Source organism: Microbacterium sp. SORGH_AS_0454, assembly GCF_031453395.1.
In the GTDB taxonomy this organism is placed as follows: Bacteria; Actinomycetota; Actinomycetes; order Actinomycetales; family Microbacteriaceae; genus Microbacterium.
The window spans coordinates 2,059,689-2,077,175 of record NZ_JAVIYS010000001.1 but is presented as its reverse complement, the minus strand read 5'-3'; the positions used below and the strand labels follow the sequence as shown (position 1 = coordinate 2,077,175).

Here is a 17,487-nt window from a genome sequence, read left to right as displayed (position 1 = left end):
CTGCGCGCGATGCCCGGCGAAACGAGGCCACCGGATCTACTGGTCCAGCCTGTACGTGCGTCACTGACCTCGACGGCGCTGTCATCGACGAGAGCAGATGTGCGGCTCACAGATCGAGTGAACCGTCATGAGGCCCCAGCACTCCCACATCTGCCAGACGCGGTCGCCGGTCACGAACTGCCCCGCCTGCAACCTCATCCGCCCCGAGGTGATGAACGCCCACCCCCGCATGATCGCCGGCGGGATGTTCGGGCCCCCGCGCACCGCCCCCACGACCGAAAGGACCACCCGTGACTGACGCCAAGCTCCCCGACTGGGTGACCGTCAAGGTCGCCGCTGCGCTCGTCGGGAAAGCCCCACGCACGATCTACGAGTGGATCGAGAACGACCGCCTCGCGTTCCGGCGCAACGGCGAGGGCGTCATCGAGGTCCTGTCCAAGGCCGTCGTCCGCATCGAACCGACCGTGAAGCGAGGCCGCCCCCGCCACTGACGACACGCCAGCCCCGAAAGAAAATCCGCAAAATCCGCAAAGGCCGCACTATAGAACGTAGATGGTGGAGCACTCCGCCCAGACGACGAAGCCCCGGCCCTCACCCACGAGGACACCGGGGCTTCGCCACGCCAGCGGCTACTTCTCGACGTTCACGTTCCCCGGCTGGGCCCCGCCCGCCGTGTAGCGATACGCCAACGCGAGATCAGCGAGAGCCCGCGACTTCACACCCGAGTTCAGCGATGCGCTAGCGACGTACTTCGCGTGCGCCTCAATCGCGGTGAACAATTCCTCCTGCGCCTCGGCCTTCCCCATGACATTCCCCAATCTGCCGGACCCCATGCCCGACACCACACCCAACGTACGGGCAACCCCCGACACCGCACAGGGCAAGAGGCCCGCGAAGAGGTGACCGCATGGCAATCAGCGACGACCAGCGCCAGCACGTCATCGAACTCCACAGCCAAGGCAAGACCCGCAACGAAATCGCCCGAGCAACCGGAGTCAGCGCCGGCTCCGTCACCAACATCTGCCGAGACGCCGGACTGTCCTTTGACCGGTCAGCCACGAAACACGCCTCTGAGGCCCGCGCGGTCGATCTCGCTGCTGGTCGTATCCGGCTGGCGGAGAAGATGCTCGCAGCGTCGGAGGACATGCTCGATGTGATCGACGGCCCGTACGAGGTGTACAACTTCGGCGGGAAGGACAACACGTTCGAGTCGCGGGTGCTGGATTCGGCGCCGGTGGAGGTGCGGCGCAACGTGATCACGACCGCGGCGATCACGTTCGACAAGCTGACCCGCATCGTCGAGAAGTCGGACACGGGTCTAGAGCAAGCCGTCGGTGTCCTGGACACGCTCGCCGAGGGGTTCCGCGCGGCGGCGGACATATACCGAGCTGAGACTCCGAATGAGGCTTGACGAGATCGAACGGTCTGCGTCTCGCGCCCAGATCCTTTCTCTCGTCGATGCGATGGAGTTCAAGCTGGCGTTGTGGTTCGGGGCGGTGTCGTCCGGGAAGACCGTGATCAGCCTGTGGGCGTTCCTGCTGGCGGTGCATGTGGCCCCGAAGACTGGGATCATCGTGATCGTCGGTCGGACGTTGCAGACGGTGTATCAGAACGTGTTCGTCCTGTTCCAGAACACGTCGATCTTCGGGACCGTCATCGCCTCCCAGATTCACTACACGCCCGGCGCTTCGTCGGCGCGCATCCTGGGCCGCGAGGTCATGGTCATCGGCGCGTCGAACAAGGAGTCCGTGGGCCGCATCCAGGGCTCCACGGTGGCGCTCGCGTACGTGGACGAGGCGGCGCTGCTGCCCGAGGTGTTCTGGAACATGCTCGTCTCCCGACTCCGCGTCGAAGGTGCCCGGCTCCTCGCGACGATGAACCCGGCGTCCCGGAACCACTGGATCCGGAAGAACTGGATCGTCCCCGGCGCGGCGAAGAACCTCATCAGCTTCCACTTCACGATGCGCGATAACCCGAACCTGCCGGCGGACTACATCGCCGACATGGAACGGTCCTTCTCCGGGGTGTTCTACGACCGGATGATCAAGGGCGAGTGGACGAACGCTGAGGGCGCCGTCTACCCGATGTGGGACCCAAAGCGTCACGTGATCCCGTTCGCCGACATGCCCCGCCTCGCCGAGGTCATGGGCATCGGCATGGACTACGGCACGACGAACACCACCGCCGCGCTCATGCTCGGCGTCACCGACGAACCGAAGCCCCGCCTGATCCTGATGGACGAGTGGCGGTACAACCCGAAGGACCACAACGACCTCCGCCTCACCGACGCGGCGCTCTCGCAGCGTTTCCGGGCGTGGCTCCCGCAGGATCACACCCCGTACCCGTTGACCGTGCAACCGCGGTTCCTGATGCTCGACCCGGCCGCTGCGTCGATGCAGATGCAGATGCAGCAGGACCTCCGCGGCACCGGCCTATCCCCGTGGCCGGCGGTGAACGACGTGCTCCCCGGTATCCAGACGATCGCGAACGCCCTCGACGCGGGGCAGCTCGTCGTCACGGACCGGTGCACCGGGTTCACCGAAGAGGTCACCGAATACCGCTGGTCATCGAAGGCCACGGATAACGGCGAAGACGAAGTGGTCAAGGAGAACGACCACAGCCTCGACGCGGGCCGGTACATCGCGCACTCCACCCTCAACTACTGGAAGCCGCAGCTCGCGGCCGCCTGACCTCGGAAAGGGGTGCGCATGCCGATCCCCGCCGAGGCCGCCGAACGGTTCTGGACACACGTTGCGATCGCTGGCGAGAACGAGTGCTGGCTCTGGACCGCATACCGCACCCCGAACGGATACGGGCAGGTCGCGATCAACCGCTACCCGCACAAGGCACACCGCGTCGCATGGGAGATCACGAACGGGCCCATCCCGGACGGCTTGACCATTGACCACGTCCGCGCGCGCGGCTGCACTTCTCGAGCGTGCGTGAACCCGGCTCACCTTGAGCCCGTTACACCGCGCATCAACACCCTGCGGGGCGACTCTCCCGCCGCGACCAACGCGCGTAAGAGCCAGTGTCCCCAGGGGCACGCGCTAACCGCCGACAACGTCTATTCGCACCCTCGGACTGGAGGGCGTCGATGCCGGACGTGTCGCGCTGTACAGCGACAGCGCCGCCGGGAGGGTCCACAATGCCCATTCCCGTTGAGAACTCGAGTTGGCCTCCCGCCCCGTGGGATGAGGCGTACAAGGCGTACGCGCTGAACGAGGCGTGGCAGCTCGGCGACACCGCTCAGCTTGAGCGTCTGTACTCGTCCGACCGGCAGGCCGCCGCGACGCACACGCACCGCGGGCAGGCCATGCGCGGCGGACTCGTCGGTGCCGCGTCGAAGATGTTCTGGGGTCGCCCGGTCCCGGCGAACGAGAACCGCACCCGCATCCACGTCCCCGCTCCCGCCGACCTCGCGACGCTGTCTTCGGATCTGGTGTTCGCGGAACCGCCGGAGGTATCCCTCGGCACCGACAGCACCGAGAAGGGCAAGGCACGCCTCGACCTCATCGCGAACAGCGAAGCCGCGCACGCCACCTGGAACACCATGGGCGAGCTCAAGGCCGCTCTCGGCGCGACGGTCATCACCTCCGCGTGGGACACCGAGGTCGCCGATCACGTGTGGCTCGAGGTCGCCGCCGCCGACGTCGTCATCCCCGTCTTCCGCCGCGGCGTGATGGTCGAGTGCACCATGTGGACCGAGTACCGCGAGGACCGGACGCAGGTCGTCTACCGTCACCTCGAGCACCACGAGGTCGGTGCGATCGAGCACGCCCTGTTCCGCGGGACGGAGACGAACCTCGGCAAGCGGGTCCCGCTGCAGGACCGCCCCGAGACCGCCGGCCTCGCTGGCCTGGTGAACGCGGACTCCCGCATCCTCACCGGCATCGACCGGCTCACCTGCTCCTACAACCCGAACATGCCCACCCGGGCATGGCGGAAGAAGGGCGTCCTCGCGAACACGGGGCGCTCCGACTACGCCGGCCTCCACCCCCTGTTCGACGCTCTCGACGAGACGTTCTCGTCGTGGATGCGTGACCTCCGCCAAGGTGCGGGCCGCATCCTCGTCCCCGACGCGGTCCTCGACTACATGGGCCCCGGCATGGGCGCCAGCTTCGACATGGGCCGCGAGGTGTTCGCCGGTCTCAACTCCCCGGGCAAGCCGGGCGAGCTGATGATCGACAAGGTCCAGTTCGAGATCCGTGTCGAGCAGCATGAGCGCACGGCGTTCGCCCTGTACCGCGAGATCCTCCGCGCCGCTGGCTATTCCCAGTCGGCGTGGGGTGACTACTCCGGTGGTGGGCAGGGTGGCACGCAGACCGCGACGGAGGTCGACGACCGCAACAAGGCGTCGGAGCGCACCCGCGACAAGAAGATCCTGTACGACCGTGCCGCGATTAGCCGTCAGGCGTCGGTCGCGCTCGAGCTCGACGGGAAGCTGTTCCCCGGGAAGGGTGGCGGCCGGTTCGAGCAGCCGACGGTCATCTTCCCCGACGTGTCGCAGGAGGACCCGGAGAAGCTCGCGCGGACCCTGTCGCTCCTGGATGCTGCTGGCGCGATCAGCCTGTGGGAGAAGGTCGCTCGCGCGAACCCCGACTGGGGTGAGGACGAGATCAAGATCGAGGTCGGCCGCATCCAGAAGGACCGCGGCACCGTGCCTGACCCGGCGACGTTCGACGGCGCCGACGAGGACCCCGAAGACCCGGAGGAGCAGGCATGACCCGCAACCCCTTCGCTCTGGCCGAGAAGGTCGGCCGCATCGCGGGTTACTCGGTCGTCGTGATCCTCGTCTCCTTCTGCTTCGTCACCCTCGCCTTCGCTGCCGTACGCGAATGGGGCTGGGGCGCGCTGTGGGCCATCCCCGGCGTACCCGTGGCCCTTGTCCTGCTCACGATCATCGCTGGCCTGCTGCGAGTGCTGCTCGACACGATCCATGACCGCTGGCGCATGGCGAAATGGCGCTGGGACGATCGACACCCAGAGAGGTGACCGGTGGCGCTGTTCAAGCCGGACCCCGACCGCAGCATCGAGGACATCGTTGAGGACCTCGGCCGGGAGATCGCCGACCGCTTCCGCGACGCTGAGGACGAAGCGATCGCCGAGGTCGCCGCCCGCGCACGCCGCGACATGGACCTCTCTCCGCCCGACTGCCCGAAGCGGCCGCCGACGCGGGTCTCACCGTCGCGGAACGGCGGGAACAGAACCGCATCCTCGCCGACCTCGCCACACACCGTGCACGGGCCCTGAACGAGCTCGCCCGCATCGGTAAGCGCCTCGCTGACGGGCTCGCGCCCGGTGACCTGGCCGCGCGGATCATCGCCGCCGCCGCGCTCGAGGGGGAAGCCGCCGCCGCAGTCACCCTCGGCATCGGCGTCGGCAACCTCCGGCCGGTCCCGTTCACGTCGACCGCGGCTCAGGCCGCGTCGATGGTGGCCGTGTCGCTGGAGAACCGGCTGACGAACCTGCGGGAGCGGATCACCCGGTACCCGCGTGACGCGTACCAGCGGATCGTCGCCATGTACACGCCGTCCACGCTCCTCGGTGTCACGACGTCGCAGGTGCAGCAGGCGCGGATCGTGCAACGGTTCCTCGCCGAGGGCATCACCGGCTTCGTCGATCGCAGCGGCCGTCGGTGGACGATCGGCGCCTACGCGGAGATGGCGGGCCGCACCTCCGTCGCTCGCGCTTACAACGACGCCGGCGTCTGGCGGATGCAGCAGAACGGCATCCAGCTCGGCACGATCAGCGGCGGCGCGGACGCGTGCCGGAAGTGCGCACCGTGGATCGGGAAGATCGTGTCGTTCGACGGCGCGACCGGTGACGTCACCCTCCCTCACGCGACCAGCGACGAAACCGTGACCGTCCACATCGACGGGACACTCGCACAGGCGCGCGCCGCCGGGTGGGGGCACCCGAACGACCGGTGCAAGGTCAACGCCTACTCCCCCGGCCTCGCGATCCCTCAGCGGGACTTCCAGTACGACAAGCAGGCCGAATACGAACGCGCCGAGCAGCGTCGCCTTGAGCGGGAGATCCGGTCAGCGAAACGCGACCTGGCTGCCGCGATGACCGACACGGACCAGCGCCGCGCGGCGAAGGACGTCGCGAAGGCGCAGGCCGAGATGCGCGCGTTCCTCAAGGAGACCGGCCGTAAGCGCTCGTCGTACCGCGAGCAACTGCACTTCGCCGACGGCTGACCACAGACCAGGGAGGGCCGTTCACGCGGTTCCTTACGCCGCGAAGGACGCTCATGACGCCGAGGCTTTCCGGCTAGGCGTTCCTGCGCCCCTCCCCACACTGACCGGGCGCCCAACGGCGCTGCGGCTATCGAGGCTTCGACCGCCGAGCCCGCGTATGCAAATCGGCGTTCCACACACTCCGCGGCCGTCGTCGGCCCTGCACGTCGACGGCCGCGGTCCCCTTCACGTCGCTCACCGCAGGGGTGCAGCGAACCCATGAGCAGGAGGCTCACCATGACCGATCCCGCCCCGACTCCCACTCCGGAGCCCACTCCCGAACCGACGCCGGCACCCGCCCCCGCGCCGACCCCAACCCCGGCGCCGACACCGCAGCCCGCTCCGATCAAGTACCAGGGCGACCCGGACGAGTACGTCCGCGAGCTCCGCGGTGAGGCGAAGACCTACCGCGAGGCGAAGGAAGCCGCCGAGACGCTCGCCGCCGAGCGTGAGCAGGCCGCCGCCGCCGCCGCAGCCGAGCGCGACCAGCTCGCCCGCGAGAACCACCTCCTCCGCGTCGCCGGCAAGCACGGCGCCAACGCGGACATGCTGCTCGACTCGAGCAGCTTCATGAAGACCTTCGCCGACGTCGACCTTTCGAAGGAGGACGACGTGAAAAAGGCGATCGAAGACGCGCTCGAGAGGAACTCGGCGTTCAAGGCAGGACCCACCCTCCCCGGAGCAAGCGGCCCCGGGCACCAGGGCGGCCAGGCCACCCCCACCACCACCCCGACCCTCGACGGCGCCGTGAAAGCGCGCCTCGGGGGCTAACTCCCCGGAAGGGAGATGAACCATGCCCGTATCCCTCGTCGAAGCGAAGAAGAACGCGACCGACGACGTCGACGTGGCGGTGATCGACGAGTTCCGCAAGGAATCGGCCATCATCGACTCGCTCATCTTCGATGACGTCGTCAACCCCGCCGGCGGCGGCGCGACCCTGACCTACGGCTACCGTCGCCTCGCCACCCAGCGAAGCGCCGCGTTCCGTGCCCTGAACACCGAGTACACCCCCGAGCACGTCACCACGACCCCCGTCGTCGTGAACCTCGCTCCTCTCGGTGGCTCGTTCGAGGTCGATCGCGTCATCGCGAAGATCGGCCCGGCCGCGTCCGGCGCCGTGTCGCTCAACCTGCAGCAGACCGTCAAGGCCACCCGAACGAAGTTCCAGGACGCCGTCATCAACGGCGACACCGCGACCGACGCGAACGGCTTCGACGGCCTCGACAAGGCCCTCGTCGGCACGTCGACGGAGACCGGCGTCGGCATCGTGACCGACTGGTCCGACTTCGACACCAACGCCCGCGCGGAGCACAAGGCGCTCGACAAGATCGACGAGTTCCTGTCGCTCCTCGACGGCGCCCCGACGGTCATCCTCGGCAACGCGTCCGCGCTCGCCCGGGTGCGCGCCGCAGCCCGCCGCGCCGGCCAGTACACGAAGGACCCCGTCGAGGGGCTCATCGGTGCCAACGGCCGCCCGATCGAGCGTGAGACGTACGGCGGGATCGTGTTCGCGGACCCGGGCAACAAGCCCGGCACCAACAACCCGATCATCCCCGTCGCCACGCGCACCGTCGGCGGATCGTCCGTCACCGGCCTCACCGACCTGTACGCGTACCGTGTCGGCCTCGACGGCTTCCACGGCGTGTCCATCGTCGGCGGTCAGCTCGTGCAGACCTGGCTTCCCGACTTCTCGTCGGCCGGCGCCGTCAAGAAGGGCGAGGTCGAGCTCGGCCCGATCGCCGTCGCCCTCAAGGCCACCAAGGCAGCCGCCGTGCTGCGCAACGTGAAGGTGCGGTGATCCAGATGGCGGAGAAGACCATCGAGACGCCCGTCGAGAAGTTCACCGGTCTCGTCGCCGGCGTGCACTTCGTCGACGGCAAGGGCTCCACGGACGACGAAGCGGCGATCGCCTACTTCGAGCGTCAGGGGTACAAGGTCAGCGGCCACGTCGACGAGGACGCCGAGCAGGACTTCCCGCTCGGTGACCCGTCCGACAAGTGGACCGTGCCGCAGCTCCTCGCCTACGCGACGGCTCACCAGATCGACATCGGTGACGCCAAGAAGAAGGACGAGATCTGGGGCGCGATCAAGCCCGGCGGCACCCCCTACAAGGGCGTCACCACCCCCGAGGGGAAGGCGCTCGTCAATGACAGCACCGACCCGAAGGACGACGAGATCAAGGACCAGGAGGACCTCCCGGTCAAGTAACCGTCACCGCTCCCCGCACGACGCGCACACGCTCCGTCGTGCGGGGAGCACCACGACACGTAGCTCAGCGGATAGAGCCACGGTGCGCAGGTTCGAGTCCTGCCGTGTCGACCCATCGAAGGAGGCATCATGCGCATCATCCACCCCCAGCCGGTCGCTGGCCGCCAGACCGCGTTCGACGTCGAGTTCGTCGACGGCGTCGCGACGGTCGAGGCGCTGCACCCCGAGCGGGAGCTCGCGCTCCGCCAGCACGGGTTCCGCTTCGAGGAGGATCCCGAGGTCGTCGCCCCGTACCACGGTGGCCTCGGCGAGCCCATCGTCGACCTGACCACCATGACGATCGCGCAGCTCCGCGAGATCGCCGAGATGGACGGCGTCGAGCTGCCGTCGAAGGCGAAGCACGCGGAGATCGTCGAGATCCTGTCGCGGGTCCCGGCGAAGCCCATCCCGGGTACCGTCGAGAACGGTGACGGGTCGTTCGTCTCGCCCGGCGTCGGCGAGTTCGGCACTGTCGAGCTGCTCGACGGGACCGTCCTCGGCGACGGCACCAGCATCGTCACCCTGCCCGCCACGGAGGACTGAGATGCAGCGCGTCTTCGCCACCGTCGCCGACTACACGAAGTACGCCGAGGAGGATTACGGCGACGACGCGCTGCTCACGAAGCGACTGCGTTCCGCGTCCGTCGAGGTGGAGAAGCTGATCCGCGGCGCCGTGTACGACGTCGACGACGACGGCTACCCCACCGACGCTGACACCGCTGACGCTCTCGCCGAGGCGACGTGCGCGATCGTCGAGCACTGGGCCGACACCGACGACCCCCGCGGTACCGACGCGGTGCAGGGCGCGGTGAAGATCGGGTCCGTGTCGCTCGGTACGACGTCGTCCGGGTCGGACAACCTGTCCGCCAGCGAGAAGCTCGCGCGTCGCATCGGCGACAAGGCCGTCGACATCCTCACCAACGCGGGCATGATCGGCTCCGCTGTCGCGCACTGGTAGGAGGCCCTGATGGCTCGTCTGCGAGCGAAGCACCTCCCCCACCGCGTCACCGTCCAACCGTTCGAGGGCGACGGCGCGGAAGGCGACATCTGGGGCCAGGAGCGCGGCGACCGGCCCGCCTACGTGGAGCAGAAGACCCGCCTGCGCGTCGACCGCCGCTCCACCTCCCCCACGTCGGGTCGGGAGATCACGTCGACCGCGTTTGTCGTGATGCTGCCCGACGACGACACCGCACCCCGCTCCCGCGTCACGGTCTGGGCGGGTACTCCGCGCGAGCGCACTGCCGAGGTCATCGACTCCGCGTTCTTCGACTACCGCGGCACCCCGTCCCACGTGGAGCTGTACCTCGAGTAGGAGGCGACCATGGCCGTCAGCGTGCAGGTGACGATGACGAACCGCTTCGGCGAGCTCACGGGCCAGATCCGGGCACGCCTCATCGCTGGTGAGAACAAGGCCGCCGAACGCGCGCTCACCCTGTCCCGGCAGATGGTCCCGTTCGACACCGGCCACCTCTCCGGGTCAGGGACGGTCGAGCCCGCCGTCGACGCCGAGCAGGGCGCCTCCGTCGTCTACGACACCCCATACGCCGCGCGCCTGCACGAGCACCCCGAGTACAACTTCTCGAAGGACTCGAACCCGAACGCCCAGGGCAAGTACCTCGAGAACGCGGTCGTCCAAAACAAGAAGGAACTCGGCGACATCATCCGAAACGAGGTGCAGGGTGGCTGACGCCCCGGAGATGGCCCTCAACCGAGCGCTCGCGCAGCTCATCCACGACGCCGACCTCGCCGTCTACAAGCCCACCGGTGCGATCGTCGAGCGCGGCATCCGCTTCGACGGGGTCATGCCGACCACCGTGAGCGAGTTCACGCTCCTCACCCCGCTCCGCCCCGTCCCGGAAGGCCGGGCCGACATGGTCTGGCGCACACAGGTCTACACGTGCCGCCTCGGCGGGCCCGCGGCCGCCCGCGCATGGGGCGCCGACCTGCGCGACGTGCTCGACCAGAAGGAATACTTCCCCAACGTGCTCGGCATCGGCTGGGCGTGGGAGTTCTCCGCCACAGACTTCGACCCCGACTCGCAAGGACGCTCCGCCGTCGCCGCGACCTACTACTTCCGCGGCCGCCGGTCGTAGGAACCCCAGCCGGAAGCGCCGGCACACCAACCCACGAAGGAGGCGGCCATGGCCGACACCACCCTCTACGACACGATGGCGCCCTCCGCGGGGTCCGTCGCGCTCGCGCACCAGCGCCTGATCCGCATGCGGCAGAACGGCGTGTTCCAGAACATCACGGGCGACATCAACAACCTCGCCCTCAACCCGACGAAGATCAGCGTCCCCCGCGAGGTGTACGGACAGAAGGGCCGCACCCGCGAGGACATCATCGGGTACAACTACGCCCCCACCTTCGACGTCGAGGTCGTCCGCGACCCCGTCACGAAGCAGATCGTCGCCGCGCAGGCGTGGTTCAAGGACCTCGTGTCCGCCGCGTTCTCCGAGGGCGAGGCGAACAAGCGCGAGTTCCAGCTCTTCACCGACGCCCTCGACGAGGACATGCCGGTCGTGCAGGGAAAGTTCTCCGTGGCGTACGCCGAGGGCAACACCGGCTTCGCCGACAAGGGCGTCGTCCGCATCACCCTCCAGTCCGACGGCATCGTCCCCCGCATCACCTCCCCCCTCGCCGGGACCGGCGCGCCGATCCTCGAGTCCGCCACCCCGTCCGGCCTCACCACGGGCGACCTGCTCAAGGTCCGCGGGTACAAGCTGGGCACGATCGTCTCCGCCACCATCGACGGTCAGACGGTCACCAAGATCCGCCCGGTCGACGAGTACACCGTCGCCCTGCTGATCCCGGCCACCGTGTCCGGCTCCGCGCCGATCACCGTCACCAACGACGTCGGCGTGTCCAACACGCTGCCGTACACCGCGGCGTAAGTCAGGGAGGGCAGGGACTCCATGACTGTGCACGCTGAGAAGGTCGGCCGCGACCTTCATCTCACGTTCGACGGCATCGAAAAGCCGTTCATCATCCACCCGCTTCCCGGCCGCGCCGGGGTGCAGATCACCGACACCTACCTCGCCGTGTCCGCCGGGGGCGACCGCGCGAAAGAGATGACCGAGGCGCTGCAGATCGCCGTCGACGGCGCCCGCCAGAACGCCATCACCGGCCGCTGGGAACCGCGCCCCGACGACGAGCAGACGAACTTCAACCGCATCGGCCTCGAGCTGTCGCAGGACGAAGCCGAGTCGATCCTCATGCCCGCGTTCTTCTGGCAGACCATCCTCGGCCTCGACGGCGTGAAGGTCTACCTTAAGGGCGGTGAGGGTCTCGCCGGCACCCTAAAAGCGACGGGGGCGCTGTCCCGGCGTTTGGGTCTCTTGGCCCGGCCGACATCGCCCAGGGCATCCGAGACGGACTGATCATCGGCGTCGGACGCCCCGACGCCGCCGGGAACTATCCCGAGCTGATCTACACCCCCGAGTGGCAGGCGCAGCGTGCGCGCTCCGCCGAGCGCCACGAACGCCGCGAAGACGCCCCCGGCCTGACCGCCTCCCAATTCTGGGGGCTGGTCTGGCCGGAGCTCTTCGGCGAGGTGGAACTCGACCTCGCCACCACCGGCCTGATCCCCGACCTGGACCGCGCGCTCGACACACGCCCCTGGCACACCGTCCGCGGCGCGATCGAACGCCTTCCCGACATCGAAACGACCTGGGTCGGGAAGGCGGTACGGCATGTTCGACGCGGGCGCACTGATCTTCAAGATTCAGACGGCGGGCGAGCAGACCTTCCAGTCGAACATGGCGTCGGCGGAGCAGTCGGTCGAGAAGCTCGGCCGGACTTCCGCTGAGGCCACCCCGAAGGTCGAGAAGACTGGCGACGCCGTCGACAAGACCGGCAAGAAGGCGAAGGAAGCGAAGGCTCCGCTCGACGAGCAGGCGAAGTCGACGAAGGGCGTTGGCGACGAGTCCGAGACGGCGTCGAAGAAGCAGAGCAAGCAGGCGACGTCCACCGAAGAGCAGATCGCGGCGTCCAAGGAGCTGTCGAAGGTCCTGCTCGTCAGTGGCGCTGCCGTCGGCGCCGTCGTGGCGCTGTCTGTCGCGAAGTTCACCGAGTTCGACAAGGCCATGTCGCAGACCCGCGCCGCGACGATGGCGACCGCCGCTGAGCAGAAGGAGCTCGGCGAGGCCGCTCTCGAGGCTGGTGCGGACACCGCCTACTCGGCGTCGGAAGCCGCAGCCGCCGAGGAGGAGCTCGCCAAGGCGGGCCAGACCGTGTCCGACATCGTCGGCGGCTCCCTGAACGGGGCGCTCGCTCTCGCCGCCGCCGGACAGTTGCAGGTCGCGCGGTCCGCCGAGATCATGGCGACCACCCTCACCCAGTTCCGACTCCCGGCCCGTGAAGCTGCGCACGTCTCTGACGTACTCGCCGCGGGTGCTGGCAAGGCCCAGGGCTCCGTCGACGACCTCGCCCTCGCGCTGAGCTACGTGGGTCCCCTCGCTGGTTCCGTCGGTCTCTCCCTCGACGAGACCGCCGGCACGATCGCGTACTTCGCGACGCAGGGCATCATCGGCGAGAAAGCGGGCACCTCGCTGCGAGGCGTGCTCGCCAGCCTCCAGGCACCGTCGATGGCCGCCACGAAGGAGATGGAAAAGTACAACATCACCGCGTTCGACGCGAACGGGAACATGCTGTCCCTCGCCGGCATCGCCGACCAGCTCCAGAAGAACCTCAGCGGCCTCACCGAGGAGGAACGTCTCGCAGCGCTCGGACGGATCTTCGGCAACGAGTCCCTCAACGCCGCCACCCTCCTCTACGAAGGCGGTTCCGCGGCGGTCGAGAAGTGGACTGCCGCCGTCGATGACTCCGGCTACGCCGCCGAGCAGGCCGCCATCCGCCAGGACAACCTCGCGGGCGACATCGAGAAGCTCGGTGGTGCGTTCGACACTGCGTTCATCCGCACCGGCGCGGGAGCGAACGACATCCTCCGCGAGATGGTGCAGCTCGGAACGGGCCTCGTCGACTTGTATGGCGAGCTCCCCGCACCTGTGCAGGCGACTGCCCTCGCTCTCGGCGTTGCCGCCACGGCGATCCTCCTCTTCGCGGGCGGCGCGGTGCAGGTGCGGGCCCGCCTGATCGAGTTGCAGGCCGAGTTCGCCAAGACCAACGCCAGCATGCGCACCACCGCGCTCGTCGGCGCTGGGGCCGCGCTCGCCCTGTCGGGCATCGTCACCGTGATCGGGATCCTGGCCGCCAAGCAGGCGGACATGAACGCGTCCACCGAGGCGTACGCCGACACGCTGGACGAAGCCACGGGCGCGATGACCGAGTACACCCGGAAGAGCATCGCCAAGAGCCTCGCCGACTCAGGATCTTTCGAGGGCGCCCGCCAGGCTGGGATCTCGCAGGACGAACTCACCGAGGCGCTGTTCCGTGGCGGCAAGGCGTACGAGGACGTCATGGAGAAGCTCCGCGCAGCGCACGACGCGTCCGGCGGGTGGAACGCGACGATCGGCAACACGATCAACGCGGTGAAGGACACGAACGTCCAACTCCAGGATGCGAAGCAGCGGCACGAGGACCTCAAGGCCGCCACCGAGGGCACCAACGCGGCGACCGCCGCGGGCACCGACACCACGAAGACGGCAGCGGCGGCGTACGTCGAGGCCGCCCAGGGTGCCGACGCTCTCGAAGGTGAACTGCACGACCTGATCGACGCGGTCAACGAAGCAAATGGAGTGGGGCAGGACGCGGTCAGCGCGAACATCGCGTACAAAGACGCGGTCGCGCAGGTCGACGAGACCATCCAGAAGGCCCGCGACGGCGCCGACGGGTACGCCCTGACGCTCGACACGAACACGGAGGCAGGCCGCAACAACCTCGGCATGCTGAACGAGCTCGCGCAGAAAGCGCAGGACGCCGCCGAGAAGCAGTACTCGCTCGACGGGAACACGCAGAACTACCGCTCCTCTCTCGAAGCTGGGCGGCAGGCGCTCATCGACCGGGCCCGCGACCTCGGCTACAACGCCGACGAGGCGGAGGCTCTGGCGAACCAGATCTACCGCATCCCGTCGGAGACGGAGTGGAAGATCATCGCCAACACCCAGTTCGCGCAGCAGCAGGTGGATTCGTACATCAGCAAGAACACGGGCCGCGAGATCATCCTCAAGATCGCGGGCGTTCCTGTCGCGCAGGGCCTCGGCGGGTCCGGCGGCATCACGCAGGCTGACGGCGGCAAGGTCGAGTTCTACGCCGACGGCGGCCGCCGTGGCGAGAACCACGTCGCTCAGTTCGCGCGCGCCGGCACCTACCGGGTGTGGGCGGAGGACGAGACCGGCGGTGAGTGGTACCTGCCGAACTCACCGGCGAAGCGGGACCGTTCGCTCGTGATCGCGAAGCAGATGCTCTCTGAGTGGGGCTTCGACATGGTGCCGAAGGGTGCCGCGGTCGCCGTTTCGGCGCCGAGCGATGCGGGACAGCGGCAGATCAGCATCGTCCAGAACATCACGGCCGAGCAGACCGACCCGCGCATTCAGGCGCGCCAATGGGGTGACGAGTTCAGACGGGCGGTGGCGAGCACAACATGACCGGTGAACGATCGTTGCAGTTCGGGCCTATCACCTTCGTCGACTTCGACGCGCCCGGATGGGCGTACAGCGGCCTGATCGACTGGTTCGGTTCCACTCCGGACAAGAAGGACGTCGTCGAGCGTCCGCAGCAGCACGGGGCGTTCCCCGCCGCCGTGTCGCTGCGGGCGTCGAAGGCGATCTCTTTCCGTGCGAGCTTCCGCGGTGAGACCGGTGCAGACGTCGAGGAAGCGTTTGACCGGCTTTCCGCGGTCGCGGCGGAGGGCCCGGTGCTGCTCACCGCGAACTACCCGGGCGGGTCGACGTGGCGCAAGGTCACCGCCACCGTCAACGTGGAGGACCACTTCGGTCTCCACATCGGCGAGGCGACTATCCACTGCGTCGCTCGTGACCCCCGCCGGTACCGCACCGGCACGCCGGTCATCACGGGCCCGCCCTCACCGGGTCAGGGTCTCGTGTTTCCCGTGAAGTTCCCCGCCGTGTGGCCGGGCGGGGGATCGACGGGGCGCGTCACCCTCCGCAATGAGGGTCGCGCCCCATCGCCCGTTTCGCTCACCCTGGCCGGCGGGTTCTCTTCCGCGTTGATCACCTGCGTCGAGACCGGCGCACGAGTCGGCCTCGCCCGCCCCATCCCCTCCGGCCAGACGGTCGTCATCGAGAACGGGCGAGCGTCCATCAACGGGCAAGACATATCCCGGTGGCTTCGCTTCCGCGAGTGGACCGAGGTTCCGGGTTTGCTGTCTCGCACGTTCCAGCTCGAGGCGTCGGATCCGGTGGGACAGCCCACCCTCATTGGAAGGGTGGATCACGCGTGGTGGTGACTCGATTCTTCCTGTTCGAGACCCGCGGCGGGCAGCAGCTCATTGAACTCGAACCGTCGTCGTTCAATTGGCAGGAACAGTCGAACATAGCCGAGACGGTGGACCTCCGCTTCGTTGACCACGTCAACGAGTGGCGGAACCTCTTTACCCCGTGGAAGCACTCCATCGCCGTCGACGTCGGAGGTCATTTCCTCGGCGGGCCGATTCTCCCGCAGGACTTCGACCGCGACAACGGCACGCTCTCCGTCACGGCACGCGGACTCCGACACATGCTGGACAGATTCCCCGTGCTGCCGCCGCCGCCCGGACTGCTCACGACCACACCGCCGGACTGGCTCGCCCCGGAAGGCAAGCCCGCATCCGGTTACGACACCGTCATCACCGGAGTCGACCACGGCACCATAGGTAAGCGAGTATTGCAGCAGGTGTGCCTGTGGCCCGGGTGGAACGACATCCCCATCCGCTTCCACGCCGACCGGCCCGGCACCCGCAGCGAGTCGTATGTCGCCGTCGAACGGAAGATGGTCGGCTCCGCTCTCACCGACCTGTCGAACCAGGACGCCGGCCCCGATATCCGCCTTCGCCTTGAGCGGACCAGCGAGGACAGTTTCGGGTGGGTGTACGAGTCCGGCACCGAGGCGCAGCCCCGCTTGCAAGGCGAGGCTCCGCTCACGTGGGAACCGTCTGACGTCACCGGCGTCGGCACCCGTATGGACCCGACCCGCATGGGCTCCGTCTCGTGGGCGTCGGCGGGGCGTTCGTCCGACACGACGCTGCTGCGGATGCTGTACGACCCGTACCTCGTCGACCGCGGATTCCCCCTGCTGCACCTCGAAGCCGACGTGTCAACGAGCACGAAGGACCCGAACACTCTCGACTCCGGGAACGTGGAGACGCTGCGTACGGCTCGGCATCCGTGGGAGTTCTGGGAGTTCGACGCCCCGACCGACGTGGCACCGTTCCCCTACGAGTACGGGTGCGGCGACATCGCGGAGATCTTCCTCTCCGAACAGCAGCGGGTGAACCTAGGTCTCCTCACGGGGCCTGGGACACTCACCGGACCGGGCGTCCTTACGGGCGGCACCACGACCGATCCGATCTACGACTACCTCGCCGCGGGGTCCTACCGGCGTCGCATCGTCGGACTGTCGGGCTCGGACCGGTCGGACTTCATCAAGGTCACCTGCGGCGAGATCTACGAGGAGGTCTGATGGCTGACCCGTCCCCGTCCCGTGAGGGTCTCGCGCAGATCGCGGACGAGATCAACGCCCTGTGGCGAGCGGTCGGCGAACTCAAGGCGCCGTCCGGTACGCAGCAGGCGAACGCCGTCGCGCAGCTTGAAGCGGCCGTCGCCGACCTGCAGGCGCAGCAGGCGCAGATCGTCGCTCAGCAGGAGCAGATCACGATCCTCGTCAGCGACCTCGACGAACGGATCACTGACTTCATCAACGAGAACATCGACGACATCGTCGCCGCTCAGGTGACCGCGGCGCTCGCGTCGGCGGACATCACGATCGGTCAGTCGGGCGGTGTTGTTCGTCTCCCGTCCATCATTACGACGGATCTCACCAGCGCTTCCGGCCGTGTCGTCACATGGACGGCTGGCGACGGTCGCATCGGCCACACGTAGGA

The 17,487-nt window shown here is 68.1% G+C and carries 24 protein-coding genes and 1 tRNA gene; 24 read left to right on the top strand and 1 reads right to left on the bottom strand.

Going from position 1 to position 17,487, the window contains the following annotated elements; all coding sequences use genetic code 11:
* Positions 1–127: 127 nt before the first annotated feature.
* Complete coding sequence (locus tag QE454_RS09790) at positions 128–298, top strand: hypothetical protein (protein WP_307455771.1); 171 nt, start codon at positions 128–130, stop codon at positions 296–298.
* Positions 291–491, top strand: coding sequence for a hypothetical protein (locus QE454_RS09785; RefSeq protein WP_307455773.1), 201 nt, complete (start codon positions 291–293; stop codon positions 489–491). The genes QE454_RS09790 and QE454_RS09785 overlap by 8 nt, the downstream gene beginning before the upstream one ends.
* Before the next feature lie 138 nt (positions 492–629).
* On the opposite strand, the gene QE454_RS09780 is transcribed toward QE454_RS09785, so the two are convergent.
* On the bottom strand, positions 630–806 hold the full coding sequence (locus QE454_RS09780) for a hypothetical protein (RefSeq protein WP_307455774.1): 177 nt from the start codon (positions 804–806) through the stop codon (positions 630–632).
* 101 nt (positions 807–907) lie between these two features.
* Between QE454_RS09780 and QE454_RS09775 the strand changes: the two genes are divergently transcribed.
* The 22 genes from QE454_RS09775 (at position 908) to QE454_RS09675 (ending at position 17,485) form a co-directional block, all read left to right on the top strand.
* Positions 908–1,411 (top strand): hypothetical protein, encoded by a 504-nt coding sequence (locus tag QE454_RS09775; RefSeq protein ID WP_307455776.1) that lies wholly within the window; start codon positions 908–910, stop codon positions 1,409–1,411.
* A complete protein-coding gene (locus tag QE454_RS09770; protein ID WP_307455778.1) occupies positions 1,401–2,690 on the top strand; it encodes a PBSX family phage terminase large subunit in 1,290 nt (429 codons plus the stop codon). The genes QE454_RS09775 and QE454_RS09770 overlap by 11 nt, the downstream gene beginning before the upstream one ends.
* Before the next feature lie 18 nt (positions 2,691–2,708).
* Entirely contained in the window at positions 2,709–3,221 is a 513-nt protein-coding gene (locus tag QE454_RS17285; RefSeq protein ID WP_396652956.1) for an HNH endonuclease signature motif containing protein, read from the top strand.
* On the top strand, positions 3,149–4,726 hold the full coding sequence (locus QE454_RS09765; protein WP_307455781.1) for a phage portal protein: 1,578 nt from the start codon (positions 3,149–3,151) through the stop codon (positions 4,724–4,726). The genes QE454_RS17285 and QE454_RS09765 overlap by 73 nt, the downstream gene beginning before the upstream one ends.
* Positions 4,723–4,995: a hypothetical protein gene (locus QE454_RS09760; RefSeq protein ID WP_307455783.1), complete on the top strand. Its 273-nt coding sequence runs from the start codon at positions 4,723–4,725 to the stop codon at positions 4,993–4,995. Before QE454_RS09765 ends, QE454_RS09760 begins: the two co-directional genes overlap by 4 nt.
* Positions 4,996–4,998: 3 nt before the next feature.
* Complete coding sequence (locus tag QE454_RS09755; RefSeq protein WP_309668613.1) at positions 4,999–5,253, top strand: hypothetical protein; 255 nt, start codon at positions 4,999–5,001, stop codon at positions 5,251–5,253.
* A complete protein-coding gene (locus QE454_RS09750; protein WP_309668789.1) occupies positions 5,154–6,203 on the top strand; it encodes a phage minor capsid protein in 1,050 nt (349 codons plus the stop codon). Before QE454_RS09755 ends, QE454_RS09750 begins: the two co-directional genes overlap by 100 nt.
* A 276-nt stretch (positions 6,204–6,479) precedes the next feature.
* Entirely contained in the window at positions 6,480–7,013 is a 534-nt protein-coding gene (locus QE454_RS09745; protein ID WP_307455787.1) for a hypothetical protein, read from the top strand.
* Positions 7,014–7,035: 22 nt separating this feature from the next.
* The gene (locus QE454_RS09740) at positions 7,036–8,040 is read left to right on the top strand and encodes a major capsid protein (RefSeq protein ID WP_307455789.1); all 1,005 of its coding nucleotides are present in this window, start codon (positions 7,036–7,038) and stop codon (positions 8,038–8,040) included.
* A gap of 5 nt (positions 8,041–8,045) precedes the next feature.
* Positions 8,046–8,450 (top strand): hypothetical protein, encoded by a 405-nt coding sequence (locus tag QE454_RS09735; RefSeq protein WP_307455791.1) that lies wholly within the window; start codon positions 8,046–8,048, stop codon positions 8,448–8,450.
* Positions 8,451–8,503: 53 nt separating this feature from the next.
* Positions 8,504–8,561: transfer RNA gene (locus QE454_RS09730), tRNA-OTHER, on the top strand.
* Positions 8,562–8,579: 18 nt separating this feature from the next.
* On the top strand, positions 8,580–9,032 hold the full coding sequence (locus QE454_RS09725; RefSeq protein ID WP_307455794.1) for a hypothetical protein: 453 nt from the start codon (positions 8,580–8,582) through the stop codon (positions 9,030–9,032).
* Position 9,033: 1 nt separating this feature from the next.
* On the top strand, positions 9,034–9,447 hold the full coding sequence (locus QE454_RS09720; RefSeq protein ID WP_307455795.1) for a hypothetical protein: 414 nt from the start codon (positions 9,034–9,036) through the stop codon (positions 9,445–9,447).
* A 9-nt stretch (positions 9,448–9,456) separates the two neighbouring features.
* Positions 9,457–9,801, top strand: coding sequence for a hypothetical protein (locus QE454_RS09715; RefSeq protein ID WP_307455796.1), 345 nt, complete (start codon positions 9,457–9,459; stop codon positions 9,799–9,801).
* A gap of 9 nt (positions 9,802–9,810) precedes the next feature.
* The gene (locus tag QE454_RS09710; protein ID WP_307455798.1) at positions 9,811–10,176 is read left to right on the top strand and encodes a hypothetical protein; all 366 of its coding nucleotides are present in this window, start codon (positions 9,811–9,813) and stop codon (positions 10,174–10,176) included.
* Entirely contained in the window at positions 10,169–10,582 is a 414-nt protein-coding gene (locus QE454_RS09705; protein WP_307455800.1) for a hypothetical protein, read from the top strand. Before QE454_RS09710 ends, QE454_RS09705 begins: the two co-directional genes overlap by 8 nt.
* A gap of 48 nt (positions 10,583–10,630) precedes the next feature.
* The gene (locus QE454_RS09700; RefSeq protein ID WP_307455802.1) at positions 10,631–11,383 is read left to right on the top strand and encodes a hypothetical protein; all 753 of its coding nucleotides are present in this window, start codon (positions 10,631–10,633) and stop codon (positions 11,381–11,383) included.
* 21 nt (positions 11,384–11,404) lie between these two features.
* Positions 11,405–11,869, top strand: coding sequence for a hypothetical protein (locus QE454_RS09695; protein ID WP_307455804.1), 465 nt, complete (start codon positions 11,405–11,407; stop codon positions 11,867–11,869).
* Between the two features lie 312 nt (positions 11,870–12,181).
* Positions 12,182–15,034: a phage tail tape measure protein gene (locus QE454_RS09690; RefSeq protein ID WP_307455806.1), complete on the top strand. Its 2,853-nt coding sequence runs from the start codon at positions 12,182–12,184 to the stop codon at positions 15,032–15,034.
* Entirely contained in the window at positions 15,031–15,855 is an 825-nt protein-coding gene (locus QE454_RS09685; protein WP_307455808.1) for a hypothetical protein, read from the top strand. Before QE454_RS09690 ends, QE454_RS09685 begins: the two co-directional genes overlap by 4 nt.
* On the top strand, positions 15,846–17,066 hold the full coding sequence (locus QE454_RS09680) for a hypothetical protein (protein ID WP_307455810.1): 1,221 nt from the start codon (positions 15,846–15,848) through the stop codon (positions 17,064–17,066). The genes QE454_RS09685 and QE454_RS09680 overlap by 10 nt, the downstream gene beginning before the upstream one ends.
* On the top strand, positions 17,066–17,485 hold the full coding sequence (locus QE454_RS09675; RefSeq protein WP_307455812.1) for a hypothetical protein: 420 nt from the start codon (positions 17,066–17,068) through the stop codon (positions 17,483–17,485). The genes QE454_RS09680 and QE454_RS09675 overlap by 1 nt, the downstream gene beginning before the upstream one ends.
* Positions 17,486–17,487 lie beyond the last annotated feature (2 nt).

What these genes read in the sequence shown, in the direction of transcription:
- QE454_RS09790 (WP_307455771.1), top strand. Translation starts at nt 128, where the DNA reads ATGAGGCCCCAGCACTCCCACATCTGCCAGACGCGGTCGCCGGTCACG.
- QE454_RS09780 (WP_307455774.1), bottom strand. Translation starts at nt 806, where the DNA reads ATGGGGAAGGCCGAGGCGCAGGAGGAATTGTTCACCGCGATTGAGGCG.
- QE454_RS09775 (WP_307455776.1), top strand. Translation starts at nt 908, where the DNA reads ATGGCAATCAGCGACGACCAGCGCCAGCACGTCATCGAACTCCACAGC.
- QE454_RS09770 (WP_307455778.1), top strand. Translation starts at nt 1,401, where the DNA reads ATGAGGCTTGACGAGATCGAACGGTCTGCGTCTCGCGCCCAGATCCTT.
- QE454_RS17285 (WP_396652956.1), top strand. Translation starts at nt 2,709, where the DNA reads ATGCCGATCCCCGCCGAGGCCGCCGAACGGTTCTGGACACACGTTGCG.
- QE454_RS09765 (WP_307455781.1), top strand. Translation starts at nt 3,149, where the DNA reads ATGCCCATTCCCGTTGAGAACTCGAGTTGGCCTCCCGCCCCGTGGGAT.
- QE454_RS09760 (WP_307455783.1), top strand. Translation starts at nt 4,723, where the DNA reads ATGACCCGCAACCCCTTCGCTCTGGCCGAGAAGGTCGGCCGCATCGCG.
- QE454_RS09745 (WP_307455787.1), top strand. Translation starts at nt 6,480, where the DNA reads ATGACCGATCCCGCCCCGACTCCCACTCCGGAGCCCACTCCCGAACCG.
- QE454_RS09740 (WP_307455789.1), top strand. Translation starts at nt 7,036, where the DNA reads ATGCCCGTATCCCTCGTCGAAGCGAAGAAGAACGCGACCGACGACGTC.
- QE454_RS09735 (WP_307455791.1), top strand. Translation starts at nt 8,046, where the DNA reads ATGGCGGAGAAGACCATCGAGACGCCCGTCGAGAAGTTCACCGGTCTC.
- QE454_RS09725 (WP_307455794.1), top strand. Translation starts at nt 8,580, where the DNA reads ATGCGCATCATCCACCCCCAGCCGGTCGCTGGCCGCCAGACCGCGTTC.
- QE454_RS09720 (WP_307455795.1), top strand. Translation starts at nt 9,034, where the DNA reads ATGCAGCGCGTCTTCGCCACCGTCGCCGACTACACGAAGTACGCCGAG.
- QE454_RS09715 (WP_307455796.1), top strand. Translation starts at nt 9,457, where the DNA reads ATGGCTCGTCTGCGAGCGAAGCACCTCCCCCACCGCGTCACCGTCCAA.
- QE454_RS09710 (WP_307455798.1), top strand. Translation starts at nt 9,811, where the DNA reads ATGGCCGTCAGCGTGCAGGTGACGATGACGAACCGCTTCGGCGAGCTC.
- QE454_RS09700 (WP_307455802.1), top strand. Translation starts at nt 10,631, where the DNA reads ATGGCCGACACCACCCTCTACGACACGATGGCGCCCTCCGCGGGGTCC.
- QE454_RS09695 (WP_307455804.1), top strand. Translation starts at nt 11,405, where the DNA reads ATGACTGTGCACGCTGAGAAGGTCGGCCGCGACCTTCATCTCACGTTC.
- QE454_RS09690 (WP_307455806.1), top strand. Translation starts at nt 12,182, where the DNA reads ATGTTCGACGCGGGCGCACTGATCTTCAAGATTCAGACGGCGGGCGAG.
- QE454_RS09685 (WP_307455808.1), top strand. Translation starts at nt 15,031, where the DNA reads ATGACCGGTGAACGATCGTTGCAGTTCGGGCCTATCACCTTCGTCGAC.
- QE454_RS09675 (WP_307455812.1), top strand. Translation starts at nt 17,066, where the DNA reads ATGGCTGACCCGTCCCCGTCCCGTGAGGGTCTCGCGCAGATCGCGGAC.